This window comes from Mesorhizobium silamurunense, from assembly GCF_014843905.1.
Classification (GTDB): domain Bacteria; phylum Pseudomonadota; class Alphaproteobacteria; order Rhizobiales; family Rhizobiaceae; genus Mesorhizobium; species Mesorhizobium silamurunense.
Map to the genome: position 1 here is coordinate 19,446 of NZ_LPVS01000011.1, position 13,926 is coordinate 33,371.

Genomic DNA, 13,926 nt, shown 5'->3' on the forward strand with positions numbered 1-13,926 from the left:
GGGGCGGCTCATCGCCTCGCCAAGGCGGGCTGTCCCCAAAACGACATCTGGTCCAAGCACTGGTACTATTTTGCAACAACGGCGGGTTGTGCCATCCCCGCGCATTCAGGCGGCGGGCTTGCGCTCCAGCCGCATATAGCGGCCATCGATCTTGAACCCGAACTTCTCGTAAAGGCTGTGGGCGTCGTTGGTCGAGAGGCTCCAATGCGAAACGGTCTTCCGCGCCTGAACGAGCCGCTTGCCGATGCCTTGCCCACGATGCCCCGGCCAGATGATGACGTCGGCAAGATAGGCAAAGACCGTATAGTCGGTGATCGCGCGGGCGAAGCCGACCTGCTTGCCGTCGATATAGGCGTCCACGCAAAACGAACTGGCGAGGCACGATGATGCATCTCATCGCTGCGCGCGCTTCCCCAATAGCTCGCCATCAACTGGTCCGAAGTCGCCCGGAAGTCGATCCGCGACAGGTCGAAGCTGATTTCAACGTCACGCATAGGCATGTGGCGGGGATACGCTAGCCGCGATCCCGGAACCGGTTGGTGATCGGGTAGCGGCGGTCGCGGCCGAAGTTCTTCCTTGTGATCTTCACGCCCGGGGCCGCCTGCCGGCGCTTGTACTCCGCGATATAGAGCAGATGCTCGACGCGCGTCACCGTCGCCCGGTCATGGCCGCGCGCGACGATGTCGTCGACACCCATCTCGTTCTCGACCAGGCATTCGAGGATGTCATCCAGCACCGGGTAAGGCGGCAGCGAATCCTGGTCGGTCTGGTTTTCCCGCAGCTCCGCCGACGGCGCCTTGTCGATGATGTTCTTCGGAATGACTTCGCCCGATGGGCCGAGCGCCCCCGGCGGCACATGCGCGTTGCGCCAACGCGACAGCGCATAGACCTGCATCTTGTAGAGGTCCTTGATCGGGTTGAAGCCGCCGTTCATGTCGCCGTAGAGCGTGGCGTAGCCGACCGACATCTCGCTCTTGTTGCCTGTCGTGACGACCATCGAGCCGAACTTGTTCGAGATCGCCATCAGGATCGTGCCGCGCGCGCGGCTCTGCAGATTTTCCTCGGTGATGCCCTCCTGGGTGCCCTCGAAAAGCTGGGTCAGCGCATGCTTGAAACCTTCGACCGGTTCGGAGATCGGCACGATGTCGTAGCGGCAGCCGAGCGCGCGGGCGCAGTCCTCGGCGTCCTTCAGCGAGTCTTTCGAGGTGTAGCGATAGGGCATCATCACGGTGCGCAGCCGCTCCTCGCCGAGCGCATCGACGGCCAATGCCGCGCAGATCGCGGAATCGATGCCGCCGGAGAGGCCGAGCACCACGTTCTTGAAGCCGTTCTTGTTGACGTAGTCGCGCAAGCCCAGCATGCAGGCCCGGTAGTCGGCCTCGTCCCGTTCCGGGATTTTCGACATCGGGCCTTCCGAGCAGACCCAATGGTCGGAATTATTTCCATTTCGCGCGCCTGCGGCGACGCGGCTTCTCTTCCATGTGGTGACGTCGACCGCTTCCTCGAACTGGCTCATCTGGAAGGCAAGCGTCTTGTCGGCGCCGATGCCAAACGACGCTCCGTCGAAGATGAGCTCGTCCTGGCCGCCGAGCTGGTTGGCGTAGACAATCGGCAAGCCGGTTTCGATAACCTGGCGGATGACGACCTGATGGCGGACGTCGATCTTGGCGCGGTAGTAGGGCGAGCCGTTCGGCACAAGCAGGATCTCGGCACCGCTTTCGGCCAGCGTCTCGCAGACCGCGATGTCGCCCCAGATGTCCTCGCAGATCGGGATACCGATGCGCACGCCGCGGAAATTCACCGGCCCTTGCAGCTCCGGCCCGGCCTGGAAGACGCGCTTCTCGTCGAACTCGCCATAGTTCGGTAGGTCGAGCTTGTAACGCTCGGCGATGATCTTGCCGCCATCGGCGAAGACGATCGAATTGTGCGTGCCGCTCTTGCGCTTCAGCGGCGTGCCGATGATGACGCCAGGACCGCCGTCGGCCGTGTCCCTGGCGAAATCCTCAGCCGCTTTTTCGCAGGCTTTCAGGAAGGCCGGCTTCAGCACCAGGTCTTCCGGCGGATAGCCGGCGAGGAAGAGCTCGGTGTAGAGCACGAGGTCGGCGCCTTGGCGCGCCGCATCCGCCCTCGCCTCGCGCGCCTTGGCGAGGTTGCCGGCGACGTCGCCGACAGTCGGGTTCAACTGGGCGACGGCGATGCGCAGGATGTCTGGTGCGGTCTGGGTCATGCAGTGGGTTTAGCGTGGCCGAAATCGCCGGGCAATGGCGATTGCTTGTACCAAATCCGCAGCGCGCACGAATGCGATCAGACCTAATCGTTCATGTACTCGCTTAGTGCCTCCACGGAGCGGTTCTCACCGATCGACATGGCAAGGATGCGCGAGATGTGCCGACGGGGCAGCCCAGTTTCAGCCGCCCATTGGTTGATCTGCACCTGGATCTTGTCGAGGTCTCGCTTCGAGGTCGGGCTTTCGGCGATGTCCAGGCCGGCGTCGCGCAACGCCGCCGCCATGTCGGCGGAAAGGACGAAGGTGTCCCACTCCAGCCAGCGCAGGAAATACTGGCCGGTGTTGCCGCCGAGCCGGCTTCCGTGCTTGCCGAGATAGGCGGTCAGTCCAACCTGGTCGTCGGCCGGCCATTCGGCGAGGAACTTGCCGAAGCCGCCATGCTCCTTCGAGACGCGGTCGACGAAGGCGGCATTGTCACGCACGGATTTGATCTTCTGCGGGTTGCGCACGATGCGCTTGTCGGACGCCAGCTCGTGCCAGAAATCGTCCGGCTGGAACAGGAGCCGCTTCGGCTCGAAACCGAGGAACGCCTCCTCGAAGCCCGGCCACTTCTGCTCGATGACGCGCCAGACGAAACCGGCGGCAAAGATGCGCTCAGCCATGGTGGAGAGGATGCGGTCATCGGGGACTTTCGCCACAGCCGCATTGTCGGGCATCGGCCCAAGCAGCGACGCCAGCGCCTCTTCACCGCCCTTGCGCTTTGCCGCCCGGGCACGAATTTTCTGAAAATCAGCCATTATGGTCCTCGCAAGTCGCGTGAATCTACCACTTCCCGTTCCAACCGGCAGCCTCTACGTCTATCGCAGACGCTGACGGAGGCGACACATGAACAAGACAGTCGAAGATCTGGCAAACCGCTGGCTGAATCGGAGACCAGATGCGTTGAGTAACATCGAGAGCCGGGTGCTGCAAAGCGCGCTCGATCGCACCACCATCTCGAAGGACACCAACAAGGCAGTCGCTTTCCACCAGACGTTCGGTGACCGGGTAGCCGACACCATCGCCCGCATCGGCGGCTCGTGGTCCTTTATTCTCGGCTTCATCGCCTTCCTGATCCTGTGGACTTTCGGCAATGTCTGGTTGCTGACGCGCGATGCCTTCGACCCCTACCCGTTCATCTTCTTGAACCTCGTGCTCTCCATGGTCGCCGCCCTGCAAGCGCCGGTGATCATGATGTCGCAGAACCGCCAGACCGAACGCGACCGCATCGACGCCGCCCATGACTACGAAGTCAACCTGAAGGCGGAGATCGAGATCATGGCCCTGCATGAGAAGCTCGACGAGTTGCGCCACAGCGAGATCATCGGCATGCGCGACGAGATCCTGCGCATGGCCGAGCAAATCAGGCGGATCGACGAGAAACTGTCGGCGCGATCGGCAAGCTGATGACCGAGGCCATCCATCGTCTCATCGAGCAATACGGGCTGATCGCGGTCTTCCTCGGCTGCGTCGCCGAGGGCGAAAGCGCCGCCATCCTCGGCGGCTTCTTCGCGCACCAGCAGATATTCGTGCTCTGGCAGGCGTTCATGGCCGCGTTTCTCGGCGCCTTCGCCGGCGATACGTTTTTCTTCACCCTCGGCCGCAGCTTTGCCGATCATCCCTATGTTGTCAGGCTGCGCAAACGGCCAGGTTTTCGCCGCGCCTACCGGCTGCTCAACACCCATCCCAACATCTTCGTGCTGACGAACCGCTATGTCTACGGAATGCGCCTTGTCGGCGGCATCGCCGCCGGGCTGTCGACCGTGTCGGTGCCGCGCTTCGTCATCCTGAACGCGATCTCGTCGGCGGTCTGGGCGACCCTCTTCGGCACCGTCGGCTATGTCTTCGGGCTGGGCGCGGAGCGCATGGTCGGCCAAGCGTTTGCCCGCCACGAGCGCCTGCTCATCGCCCTTGCCGTTGGCATCGCCGTGGCCGTCCTTGCCTGGCTGGTTGCCCACCACTTTGCCCGAAGAGAACGTATAAAGGATGCAAGAGAGGATCAGGCGGAATCCTAAGCTGTCGGATCCGTGCCTACGGTCAGATCGGCGCGCCAATGATGCGTTCGATTATCGCGAGACCCCAGACACCGCTCGCGATCACGATCGAAATCAGCACGGCCAGCGAGCCGCAGTCCTTGGCGAGCTGGATGTCGATGTGGAACTCGCGGGAAATCGCGTCGCACGCCGCCTCGATGCCGGTGTTCAGCACCTCGACCATGATCATCAGCAGAACCACGCCGATCAGCAAGGCATAGCCGCGCCAGGACACCGAAATGAACCAGCCGGCCGGCAGAGCGAGCGCAAACAGCATCAGCTCCTGCTGGAACGCCTTTTCATGAGCAGCCAGCTTGCGGAAAGCCCGCACCGAATTGATGAAAGCGTCGATCAGCCGCTGCATACCCGGTCCCGTTTCGAATCACCGTCAGGGGATATCGCAACGGCCGGAGCAAGGGAATAAGGCAGCGGCTCCAAAAATCATTGGTCCGCGACCTTTATCGACGGCGTCGACTTCTCGAACTGCGGCAGTCCGTCGTCGATCGCGTAGTAGTCGCCTTTGTCACCGACGAAGATGTGGCTTTCGGCCGAAAGACCCGTCGGCTTGTCGAACGAGCCGGCCATGATCGAGATGGTGTCAAGCTCGTTGTGCTTCCAGAACATCACCGAACCGCAGCTGCGGCAGAAGCCGCGTTTCGCAACGTCGGAGGCGCCGTACCAGGTGAGCGCGTCGGCTCCCTCTATGTCGATCTCGGCATCTTTTGAGGCGGTCGCGGCAACGAAATGGCCCGTTTGCTTGCGGCATTGCGAGCAATGGCAATAGACCACTCCACGCAACGGGCCCCTCGTCCTGAAGCGCACCGCCCCGCACAGGCATGATCCACTGTGATTTTCGTCCATTCCGGGCCTCCTTCGACGTCGTTCGCCTCGATCGTGCCGGACAAGATTCCAGTTCTGCGGCTGTCAGGCGCAGGCAAATGCGACACCGAAAAGGCGCCTTTCAAAAGTCATGTCCGCACCGAATTGCAGCCTATGGTAGCAGAGACAATGAGGAAATGCAGGCCATTAAGGAAACTTTAGCTCAACTGCATCTATGATTCCTGCAAGCGAAGGTCGTGTTGGGGACGCGCCGTCGCATTCGCAATTCTGATTCAAATCCCCGTATAGGCGGCTCCCGGCGGTGGCAGGTCTCCGGTCGCACTGAAGGGGTAGTGAACAGACCATGCAGCCGGCAGCCGTCCCGACCGACAGAAATAGCGACATCGCCAGCACCGTTGTGGCGACCATGCGCCAGCTCGGCGTGCTCGGTCTGCCGCGCAACTACGAAATCTTCTACGAGGCGCTTAGCGGCAGCAATCACGAGCTCAGTCTTGCCGTCGTCTCGTTGAGCAACCGGCCGACGCAGGAGGAGCTCGACGGCATCGGGCGCACCTTCTTCCCGCAGCACCACGGTCCCGCCATCGTCGAGCACGCCCGCGAGATGGTCGCCAAGGAGCTCGAGGACATCGCCGCGCTGCTGCGCAGCGAGCGCACCCACGTTGAGAAGTACGGCCGCATCCTCGACGAGACGTCGAGCGGCCTGAGCAACCGCAGCCTGCTCTCCCAGGATCTGTTGCAGAAGATTGCCGGCGCCATGTCGGCCGCCACCAGCTCGACGCTGGATCACAACCGCCATATCTCGAGCACGCTCAGCGAGAAGACCGCCGAGCTGGAGAGCGTCAAATCGAAGCTGGAGGAATACAAGCGGCTCGCCGATACCGATCCGCTGACGCAGATCTGGAATCGCCGCGCCTTCGACAAGGAAATCACCCGCATCTACAACAGCAACCGCGGTATCCTGTTCAACGCGCTGATCCTTGCCGATATCGATCGCTTCAAGGATATCAACGACCGTTACGGCCATCCGGTCGGCGACAAGATCATCCAGATCATCGCCGAGATCTTCCAATCCAGCATCCGCGCCGACATGTTCGTGGCGCGCACCGGCGGCGAGGAGTTCGCGCTGATTGTCGAAGGCGCCAGCGAGGATACCACCTACGAAATCGCCGAGCGCATCCGCGTGCTGATCGAACAGACGCCGTTCACCAGCAGCCAGACCGGAATGAACTACGGCACGGTGACCGTCTCGATGGGCATTTGCATGGCTTCCGAGGCCGACACCCCCGAAGACCTCTACACCAAGGCCGACCGCGCGCTTTACCGCTCCAAGGTCAGCGGCCGCAACCGCGTGACAAGGCATTCCACCATGGCCGGCCGCGCCGGCAAGGGTTGGCTGCTCTATAAGAAAGACTGACATTTCGGCGGGCGGATTCGGGCCGATCCCTTTCCAAATGAATTTTTGTGGACTATATTTTCCACAGAAATGAATGGGTGCGCTTATGCAACGTCCAGTCGCCGCCGCGACGGCGGCGGAAAATGCCGTCATCACCAAGGCCACGCTGCGCGCGGCCGACCTGCTCGACATCACCGCGAGAACGCTGGCGCTGGTCATCGGTGTCTCGGAAGCGACGGTCTCGCGCATGCGCAAGCAGGAATTCCTGCTCGAGCGCGGCACCAAGCCGTTCGAGCTTGCGGTGCTGTTCGTCCGGCTGTTCCGTTCGCTCGACGCCATCGTCGGCGGCGACGAGACGGTCGCCCGGGCATGGCTGAAGAACCCAAACACGGCGCTCGACGGCACGCCGCTCGAAAAAATCCTGACCATTGCCGGACTTGTCGATGTCATCGCCTACCTGGACTCCCGACGCGCTCTCGTCTGAGGCGGTCGGGCTCGAAGGCAAGTATTGGCGGATGGTCGAGGCGCAGCACCGCGTCTCGACGCTGAAGCTCGTCGACGGGCTCGACGAACAGGGCTTGCTGGAGGACCTGATCGAGGAGACCAAGCCGCAGATCCCGCTCGAATGCCGCCATCTTCACTACCTTCTGGCGACGCCCTTCCGCTACGGCTCGATCTATCCGTACGGCTCGCGATTCCGCCGCGCGGGCAAGACCAAAGGCGTCTACTACGCCGCCGAGACGGTGCTGACGGCGGTGGCGGAGATGGCCTTCTACCGCTGCCTGTTCTTCGCCGATTCGCCGCAGACGCAATGGCCGAATGACGCAGCCGAATACACGGCCTTTGCCGCGGCGATCAGATGCGACAAGGCCGTCGACCTCATCCGGCCGCCGCTCGACCGCGACGAGAAGGCATGGACGGATCCGACCGACTACTGCGCCTGCCAGGCCATCGCGGACGTCGCGCGCGAGGCCGGGATGCGGGCGATCCGCTACCGATCGGCGCGCGACCCGAAGGGCGCCAACATCGCGCTTCTGACCTGCAAGGGTTTTGCTAAGGCCAAGCCGCTGGAACCTCACACCTGGCGCATCCGCATCGGTTCGTTCGGCGTCCAGGCGATTTGCGAATTTCCGGACAAGCGGCTGGAATTCTCAAGGACGAGCTTCGTCGATCCGCGGCTGACGAACATGCGCTGGGAGCGCGGGCGTTGATTTAAGCCAAAATGTTCACAGCACGCGCGGCCACCAGCGCGATGGTCAGCAGCGAGATCATCGCCTCGGCCATCATCAACAGCTTGGCGCGCTGGGTGAGCGGCAGTGTGTCGGTCGGCGAGAACGCCGTCGCGTTGGTGAAGGCCAGGAAGAAATAGTCGACGAAGCCCGGCAGCCAGTCCCTGGTTTCGCGATCGGGCAGCGTCATTTGCGGGAACAGGAAGTCGGCATGCGCGCGCTTGACCAGGCCGCAGGTCGGCGGCCCGCCGCGATCAGTGTTCCAGAACCACAGCGCGAAGACGATGACGTTGGTGACCCAGATGTTCAGCGCATCGACCAGCAGCGTCGTGCCGGCGCCGGCATGGCCTTCGAGCAGCTTCTGGACCAGCAAGACCAGCGAGCCGCAATTCATGATGCTGATGACGCCTGTCATCACCAAGGCTGCACGGCGGATGAAGACACGAAACCGGCCGATCGCATACCAATGTTCATGGTCGACGGCCTTCTGCGTCGCCATCTGCGTCCAGGCCGTTGCGATCGACAACGGCGCGAGCAGCGCCGCTTCGATTGCCGGAGCCAGCCAGCGCGGACCGAACGATAGGTCGTTGATGACGAGAAGCTGCAGGCAGATGACGACAAGCACCGCCGCCCGCGCCGACCAGAAATCGATCGCGCGGTGATGGATGATGGCATGCTCGTGACGCATTGTGACAAGAAGGAACCGGGTTGGCGGGCGCGCACGCTTCACGCCAATCTTGGTTTTGCAATGGACGTCCCCGGACACATTTTCGTAATCGCTCGCGTGACCACGCCGACCGAAAACGAAAAGGCGCCGGATTTCTCCGGCGCTTGATCGACAAAATCGGATTGGAGGCAGGCTCAGGCGCTGGCGGCCTGCTTGTGCTGGACCGTGTGGCTTTTCTTGAGCAGGTCCGAGACCAGGAAGGCCAGCTCGATCGCCTGGTCGGCATTGAGGCGCGGATCGCAATGGGTGTGGTAGCGGTCCTGCAGGTCTTCCGCCGTGATGGCGCGGGCGCCGCCGGTGCATTCGGTGACGTTCTTGCCGGTCATCTCGACATGGATGCCGCCCGGATGCGTGCCTTCGGCGCGATGCACCTCGAAGAAAGTCTGCACTTCCTTGAGAATCCGGTCGAACGGCCGCGTCTTGTAGCCCGCCGCCTCGATCGTGTTGCCGTGCATCGGGTCGGACGACCACACCACGTTGCGGCCTTCCTTCTTCACCGCCCGCACCAGCTTCGGCAGGTGTTCGGCGACCTTGTCGGAACCGAAGCGCGCGATCAGCGTCAGCCGGCCCGGCTCGTTCTCGGGATTGAGCAGGTCGATGAGTTCCATGAGGCCATCGGGCGTCAGCGACGGGCCGCATTTCAGGCCGAGCGGGTTCTCGATGCCGCGGCAATATTCGACATGCGCATGGTCGGGCTGACGGGTGCGATCACCGATCCAGATCATATGGCCGGAGGTCGCGTACCAATCGCCGGAGGTCGAGTCGACGCGGGTCAGCGCCTCCTCATAGCCGAGCAGCAGCGCCTCATGGCTGGTGTAGAAATCGGTCTCGCGCAGCGCGAAGTTCGTCTCGGAGGTGATGCCCACCGCGCGCATGAAATCCATCGTCTCGGTGATGCGGTTGGCGAGCGACTCGTACTTTTCGCCCTGCGGGCTGTCGGCGACGAAGCCCAGCATCCAGCGATGCACATTCTCCAGGCTGGCATAGCCGCCCTGCGCGAAGGCGCGCAGAAGATTGAGGGTGGCCGCCGACTGTCGGTACGCCATCTCCTGCCGCGCGGGATCCGGGATGCGCGAGGAGGCGTCGAATTCGATGCCGTTGATGATATCGCCGCGGTAGCTCGGCAGCGTCACGCCGCCTTTGGTCTCATTGTCGGACGAGCGCGGCTTGGCGAACTGGCCGGCGACGCGGCCGACCTTCACCACCGGCTGCGCGCCGGCGAAGGTGAGCACCACCGACATCTGCAGGAAGACGCGGAAGAAGTCGCGGATGTTGTCGGCGCCGTGCTCGGCAAAGCTCTCGGCGCAGTCGCCGCCCTGGAGCAGGAAGGCCTCTCCGGCGGCGACCGCCGCCAGCTGCTTCTTCAGCTTGCGCGCCTCGCCGGCAAAAACCAGCGGCGGGTAGGTGGCGAGCCGCGCTTCCGTGGCCTGCAGCGCCGCAAGGTCCGGATAGGCCGGAACCTGCTTGATCGGCTTTGCTCTCCACGAATTCGGCGACCATTTCGTCATCGTTGCACCCAAACGCCCTTCCAGAGCAATTCCGGGAATGTGACGTTTCCGTCCGGAACTGCGTCAAAAACAGATGACCAGGCACCCTCGCCCGCGTCTTCAGCCCCGATATGGGGTGGCGGCTCCTTACACGAAGCCGATTTCCTATTCTAGCCGGGAATTTCAGCAGTGGCGAATGCCTTCGCCTGCCAAGGTAGGTCGAGATTCAGGTCAGGCCGAGCGGGAGTCGAAGACGGGCGCGAAGCGACCAAACTGGGTGGGTTCCGAGAACCGGAGCTGAGCGTACCTGAAAGTACGTGAGCACCGGCCTACGCCGGCCGTAGCACTCATGAGTGGCGTGGCAGTTAAATTAAGGCTACGGCCGGCGAAGGTCGGAAAGCGCAGGAAGGCGCCATTTGCAGGCCGGCCTCACCTGAATATCGACCTGCCTTAGGCGGCTTTGTCGACGAGCCGCGCCAACTGCGTCATCACCACTGCCGATCCCGCCAGGCGCTTCTCCGCGTTCGGCCAATCGCGCATGAAGACGACGCTGTGGTCGGCCCTGATCTTGGCCAGCGAGCCCTGTTCGCCAATGAATTTGACCAGCCCGACCGGGTTGGGAAACTCGCGCTTGCGGAAATGAATGACGACGCCCTTGGGGCCGGCGTCGAGCTTCTCGACATTGGCCTTGCGGCAGAGCGCCTTGATGAAGACGATCTTCAGGAGATGCGTGACTTCCTCCGGCAGCGGTCCGAAACGGTCGATCAGCTCGGCGCCGAAGGCATTGATCTCCTCGGTGTTTTCGAGGTCGCCGAGGCGGCGGTAGAGCGCCATTCTGAGCTGCAAATCGGGCACATAGCTTTCCGGAATCATCACGGCCGTGCCGACCGCGATCTGAGGCGACCAGCCGCCGTCCTGCACTTCGCCCGAATCCTTCACCTCGGCCACCGCCTCTTCCAGCATCTGCTGGTAGAGCTCGAAGCCGACCTCCTTGATATGGCCGGACTGTTCCTCGCCGAGAAGGTTGCCGGCGCCTCTGATGTCGAGATCGTGGCTGGCAAGCTGGAAGCCGGCGCCGAGCGTGTCGAGCGACTGCAGAACCTTCAGCCGGCGCTCGGCCGTGTCTGTGAGCTTGCGGTTTGCCGGCAGCGTGAACAGCGCATAGGCGCGCACCTTCGAGCGGCCGACGCGGCCGCGCAGCTGATAAAGCTGCGCCAGGCCGAACATGTCGGCGCGATGGATGATCAGCGTATTGGCGGTCGGAATGTCGAGGCCGGATTCGACGATGGTCGTCGACAGAAGCACATCGTACTGGCCGTCATAGAAGGCGTTCATGATGTCGTCGAGCTCGCCGGCTGGCATCTGGCCGTGGGCGACCGCCACTTTCAGCTCCGGCACGGATTCCTTCAGGAAATCATGGATTTCGGCAAGATCGCTGATGCGCGGCACGACATAGAAGGAATGGCCGCCGCGATAGCGTTCGCGCAGCAGCGTCTCGCGGATGACCAGCGGATCGAAGGGCGAGATGAAGGTGCGCACCGCCATGCGGTCGACCGGCGGCGTGGCGATCAGCGACAGTTCGCGCACGCCGGTCAGCGCCAATTGCAGCGTACGCGGGATCGGCGTCGCCGACAGCGTCAGCACATGCACGTCGTTCTTGAGCTCCTTCAGCCGCTCCTTGTGCTTGACGCCGAAATGCTGCTCCTCGTCGATGATCAGGAGCCCCAGATTCTTGAACGAGATCGAGCTGCCGAGCAGTGCGTGTGTGCCGACCACGATATCGACCGTTCCGTCGGCGATGCCCTTCTTGGTCTCGGCCAGTTCCTTGGCGCCGACTAGGCGCGAAGCCTGCGCGATGCGGATCGGCAGGCCGGAAAAGCGCTGCGAGAAGGTCTTGAAATGCTGGCGGGACAGCAGCGTCGTCGGCACCACGACAGCGACCTGAAACCCTTCCATCGCCGCGATGAAAGCGGCGCGCAGCGCCACTTCCGTCTTGCCGAAGCCGACATCGCCGCAGACCAGCCGGTCCATCGGCTTGCCGGCGCCGAGATCGTCCATGACGGAATCGATCGCCGTCTGCTGGTCGTCGGTCTCCTCATAAGAGAAGCGCGCGGCGAACTCGCCATAAAGGCCGTCGGCCGGGATCATGGCAGGAGCGGCGCGCATCTGCCGCTCGGCGGCGATGCGGATGAGCTGTCCGGCCATGTCGAGCAGGCGCCGCTTCAGCCGCGCCTTGCGCGCCTGCCAGGCGCCGCCGCCGAGCTTGTCGAGCGTCGCTTCCGCCGAATCCGAACCGTAGCGCGACAGGAGCTCGAAGTTCTCCACCGGCAGGAACAGCCGGTCGTCGCCGGCATAGTGGATCTCGAGGCAGTCATGCGGCGCGCCAACCGCCTCGATGGTGCGCAGGCCGACGAAACGGCCGATGCCATGGTCGGCATGGACGACGATGTCGCCGGAAGACAGCGACGACGCTTCGGCGATGAAATCGGAAGCCTTCTTCTTGCGCTTCGAACGCCGGATCAGTCTGTCGCCGAGAATGTCCTGCTCGGCGACGACGACCATGTCGTCGGTCTCGAAGCCGGACTCGAGCGGCAGCACGGCGAGGCCCGCCTGCCCCGGCTCGAGCTTTTCAACCTCGGCAAGCGTGGCGACGGGTTTGAGGTTGCCGAGATGGTGTTCGGCGAGGATCTGGCTAAGCCGGTCGAGCGAGCCCTCGGTCCAGCCGGCGACGATGACGCGGCGGCGCGCGGCGCGCTCGTCGGCAATATGCTTCACCACGACATCGAAGACATTGATGTTGGGATCGGCGCGCTCTTCGGCGAAGCTGCGGCCGTGGCGCGAGCCCGCGTGGAATACTTTCTTGCCACCGACATCGGGCGCATCGAAGACGGTGAAGTCGATGTCCTCGCGCGGCCCGAGTGAAGCGCGGAGGTTCTCCGGCGAGAGATAAAGCAGGTCCGGCGCCACCGGCTTGTAGGGCACCGCATCCTTCAACGCGCTGTCGGCCTGTTTCCGGCGGGCTTCATAATGGTCGAGTATCAACTTGTGGCGCTCAGCCAGCGCCTCATGCGCCAGATGGTCGAAGACGACAGGCGCATCCGGCAGATAGTCGAACACCGTCTCCAACCGCTCGTAGAAGAACGGCAGCCAATGCTCCATGCCGGCAAAGCGTCGGCCCTCGCTGACCGCCGCATAGAGCGCGTCGTCGCGCGACGGCGCGCCGAAAGCCTCGATATAGGAGCGGCGGAAGCGGCTGATCGTATCCGGCGTCAGCGCCACCTCGCTCATTGCCTGCAGCGCCATCGACTTGCGCTGGCCGGTTGTGCGCTGGGTCGCCACGTCGAAGACGCGGATCGATTCCAGCGTGTCGCCGAAGAAGTCGAGCCTCAGCGCCTCGCTCCAGCCGGGCGCGAAAAGGTCGAGGATGCCGCCGCGCACCGCGAACTCGCCGACGTCGCGCACCGTCGGCACGCGCTCGAAACCGGAATTCTCCAGCCGCGCGATCAGCACGTTCATGTCGATCTGGTTGCCGGGCTTGGCATGGAAAGTCTGCGCTTCGATCAGCCCGGCCGGCGGAATGCGCTGCAAGAGCGCATTGGCGGTGGTGAGGATCACGGCGCGATGCGGCTTCTTGGCGAGCGCAATGATGGCGGAAAGCGCGGCGAGCCGCCGCGCGGCGGCATCCGCGCCAGGCGAGACACGGTCGTAAGGCAGACAATCCCAGGCAGGCAGTTCCAGCACCGGCAGTCCGGGCGCCGCGAACGCGAGCGCATCGATGATCGCCGGCAGCCGCTGGCCGTCGCGCGCGACGAACAGCACCGGCTTGTCGGGTGCGATCTCCTGCGCCGTCTGCACCAGCGCGAAGGCTTCGTAGCCGTCGGCGACGCCGTCGACGATGAACTGGCCGGCGCGGCCCTTGGGCAGGCCGATTGAAGGAATGAGGCTCATGCT

14 protein-coding genes are annotated in these 13,926 nt (G+C 63.4%); 6 read left to right on the top strand and 8 right to left on the bottom strand.

The annotated features are described in order from the left end of the window. Positions 1-105 precede the first annotated feature (105 nt). The 3 genes from AU465_RS02240 to AU465_RS02250 all read right to left on the bottom strand — a co-directional run bounded on the left by AU465_RS02240 (position 106) and on the right by AU465_RS02250 (position 3,024). On the bottom strand, positions 106-360 hold the full coding sequence (locus tag AU465_RS02240) for a GNAT family N-acetyltransferase (RefSeq protein ID WP_312891178.1): 255 nt from the start codon (positions 358-360) through the stop codon (positions 106-108). A 154-nt stretch (positions 361-514) separates the two neighbouring features. Then, a complete protein-coding gene (locus AU465_RS02245; protein ID WP_192243628.1) occupies positions 515-2,227 on the bottom strand; it encodes an NAD+ synthase in 1,713 nt (570 codons plus the stop codon). Positions 2,228-2,310: 83 nt separating this feature from the next. Then, entirely contained in the window at positions 2,311-3,024 is a 714-nt protein-coding gene (locus tag AU465_RS02250) for a DNA-3-methyladenine glycosylase I (RefSeq protein WP_192243631.1), read from the bottom strand. Positions 3,025-3,112: 88 nt separating this feature from the next. On the opposite strand from AU465_RS02250, the gene AU465_RS02255 reads away from it, so the two are divergent. Continuing rightward, on the top strand, positions 3,113-3,673 hold the full coding sequence (locus AU465_RS02255; protein WP_192243634.1) for a DUF1003 domain-containing protein: 561 nt from the start codon (positions 3,113-3,115) through the stop codon (positions 3,671-3,673). Then, the gene (locus AU465_RS02260) at positions 3,673-4,281 is read left to right on the top strand and encodes a DedA family protein (protein WP_192243636.1); all 609 of its coding nucleotides are present in this window, start codon (positions 3,673-3,675) and stop codon (positions 4,279-4,281) included. Before AU465_RS02255 ends, AU465_RS02260 begins: the two co-directional genes overlap by 1 nt. Positions 4,282-4,303: 22 nt before the next feature. Here the strand turns inward: AU465_RS02260 and AU465_RS02265 are convergent, their stop codons facing one another. Then, positions 4,304-4,663: a diacylglycerol kinase gene (locus AU465_RS02265; RefSeq protein WP_192243638.1), complete on the bottom strand. Its 360-nt coding sequence runs from the start codon at positions 4,661-4,663 to the stop codon at positions 4,304-4,306. A 77-nt stretch (positions 4,664-4,740) separates the two neighbouring features. Continuing rightward, the gene (locus AU465_RS02270) at positions 4,741-5,160 is read right to left on the bottom strand and encodes a GFA family protein (protein WP_192243640.1); all 420 of its coding nucleotides are present in this window, start codon (positions 5,158-5,160) and stop codon (positions 4,741-4,743) included. Positions 5,161-5,482: 322 nt separating this feature from the next. Here AU465_RS02270 and AU465_RS02275 point away from each other — a divergent pair, with 322 nt between their 5' ends. The 3 genes from AU465_RS02275 (at position 5,483) to AU465_RS02285 (ending at position 7,743) form a co-directional block, all read left to right on the top strand. Further along, complete coding sequence (locus tag AU465_RS02275) at positions 5,483-6,553, top strand: GGDEF domain-containing protein (protein WP_192243642.1); 1,071 nt, start codon at positions 5,483-5,485, stop codon at positions 6,551-6,553. Positions 6,554-6,638: 85 nt separating this feature from the next. Then, positions 6,639-7,016 (top strand): antitoxin Xre/MbcA/ParS toxin-binding domain-containing protein, encoded by a 378-nt coding sequence (locus tag AU465_RS02280; protein ID WP_059185195.1) that lies wholly within the window; start codon positions 6,639-6,641, stop codon positions 7,014-7,016. After that, positions 6,976-7,743: an RES family NAD+ phosphorylase gene (locus tag AU465_RS02285; RefSeq protein WP_192243645.1), complete on the top strand. Its 768-nt coding sequence runs from the start codon at positions 6,976-6,978 to the stop codon at positions 7,741-7,743. The genes AU465_RS02280 and AU465_RS02285 overlap by 41 nt, the downstream gene beginning before the upstream one ends. A 1-nt stretch (position 7,744) precedes the next feature. Here the strand turns inward: AU465_RS02285 and AU465_RS02290 are convergent, their stop codons facing one another. Further along, the gene (locus AU465_RS02290) at positions 7,745-8,449 is read right to left on the bottom strand and encodes a hypothetical protein (protein WP_192243647.1); all 705 of its coding nucleotides are present in this window, start codon (positions 8,447-8,449) and stop codon (positions 7,745-7,747) included. On the opposite strand from AU465_RS02290, the gene AU465_RS02295 reads away from it, so the two are divergent. Next, positions 8,435-8,596 (top strand): hypothetical protein, encoded by a 162-nt coding sequence (locus tag AU465_RS02295; protein WP_192243649.1) that lies wholly within the window; start codon positions 8,435-8,437, stop codon positions 8,594-8,596. The genes AU465_RS02290 and AU465_RS02295 overlap by 15 nt on opposite strands. A 26-nt stretch (positions 8,597-8,622) precedes the next feature. Here the strand turns inward: AU465_RS02295 and AU465_RS02300 are convergent, their stop codons facing one another. Together AU465_RS02300 and mfd are read right to left on the bottom strand one after the other, a co-directional pair. Then, on the bottom strand, positions 8,623-9,996 hold the full coding sequence (locus AU465_RS02300; protein WP_192243652.1) for a class II 3-deoxy-7-phosphoheptulonate synthase: 1,374 nt from the start codon (positions 9,994-9,996) through the stop codon (positions 8,623-8,625). A gap of 429 nt (positions 9,997-10,425) precedes the next feature. Further along, positions 10,426-13,923, bottom strand: coding sequence for a transcription-repair coupling factor (gene mfd, locus AU465_RS02305; protein WP_192243654.1), 3,498 nt, complete (start codon positions 13,921-13,923; stop codon positions 10,426-10,428). Between the last annotated feature and the right edge of the window lie 3 nt (positions 13,924-13,926).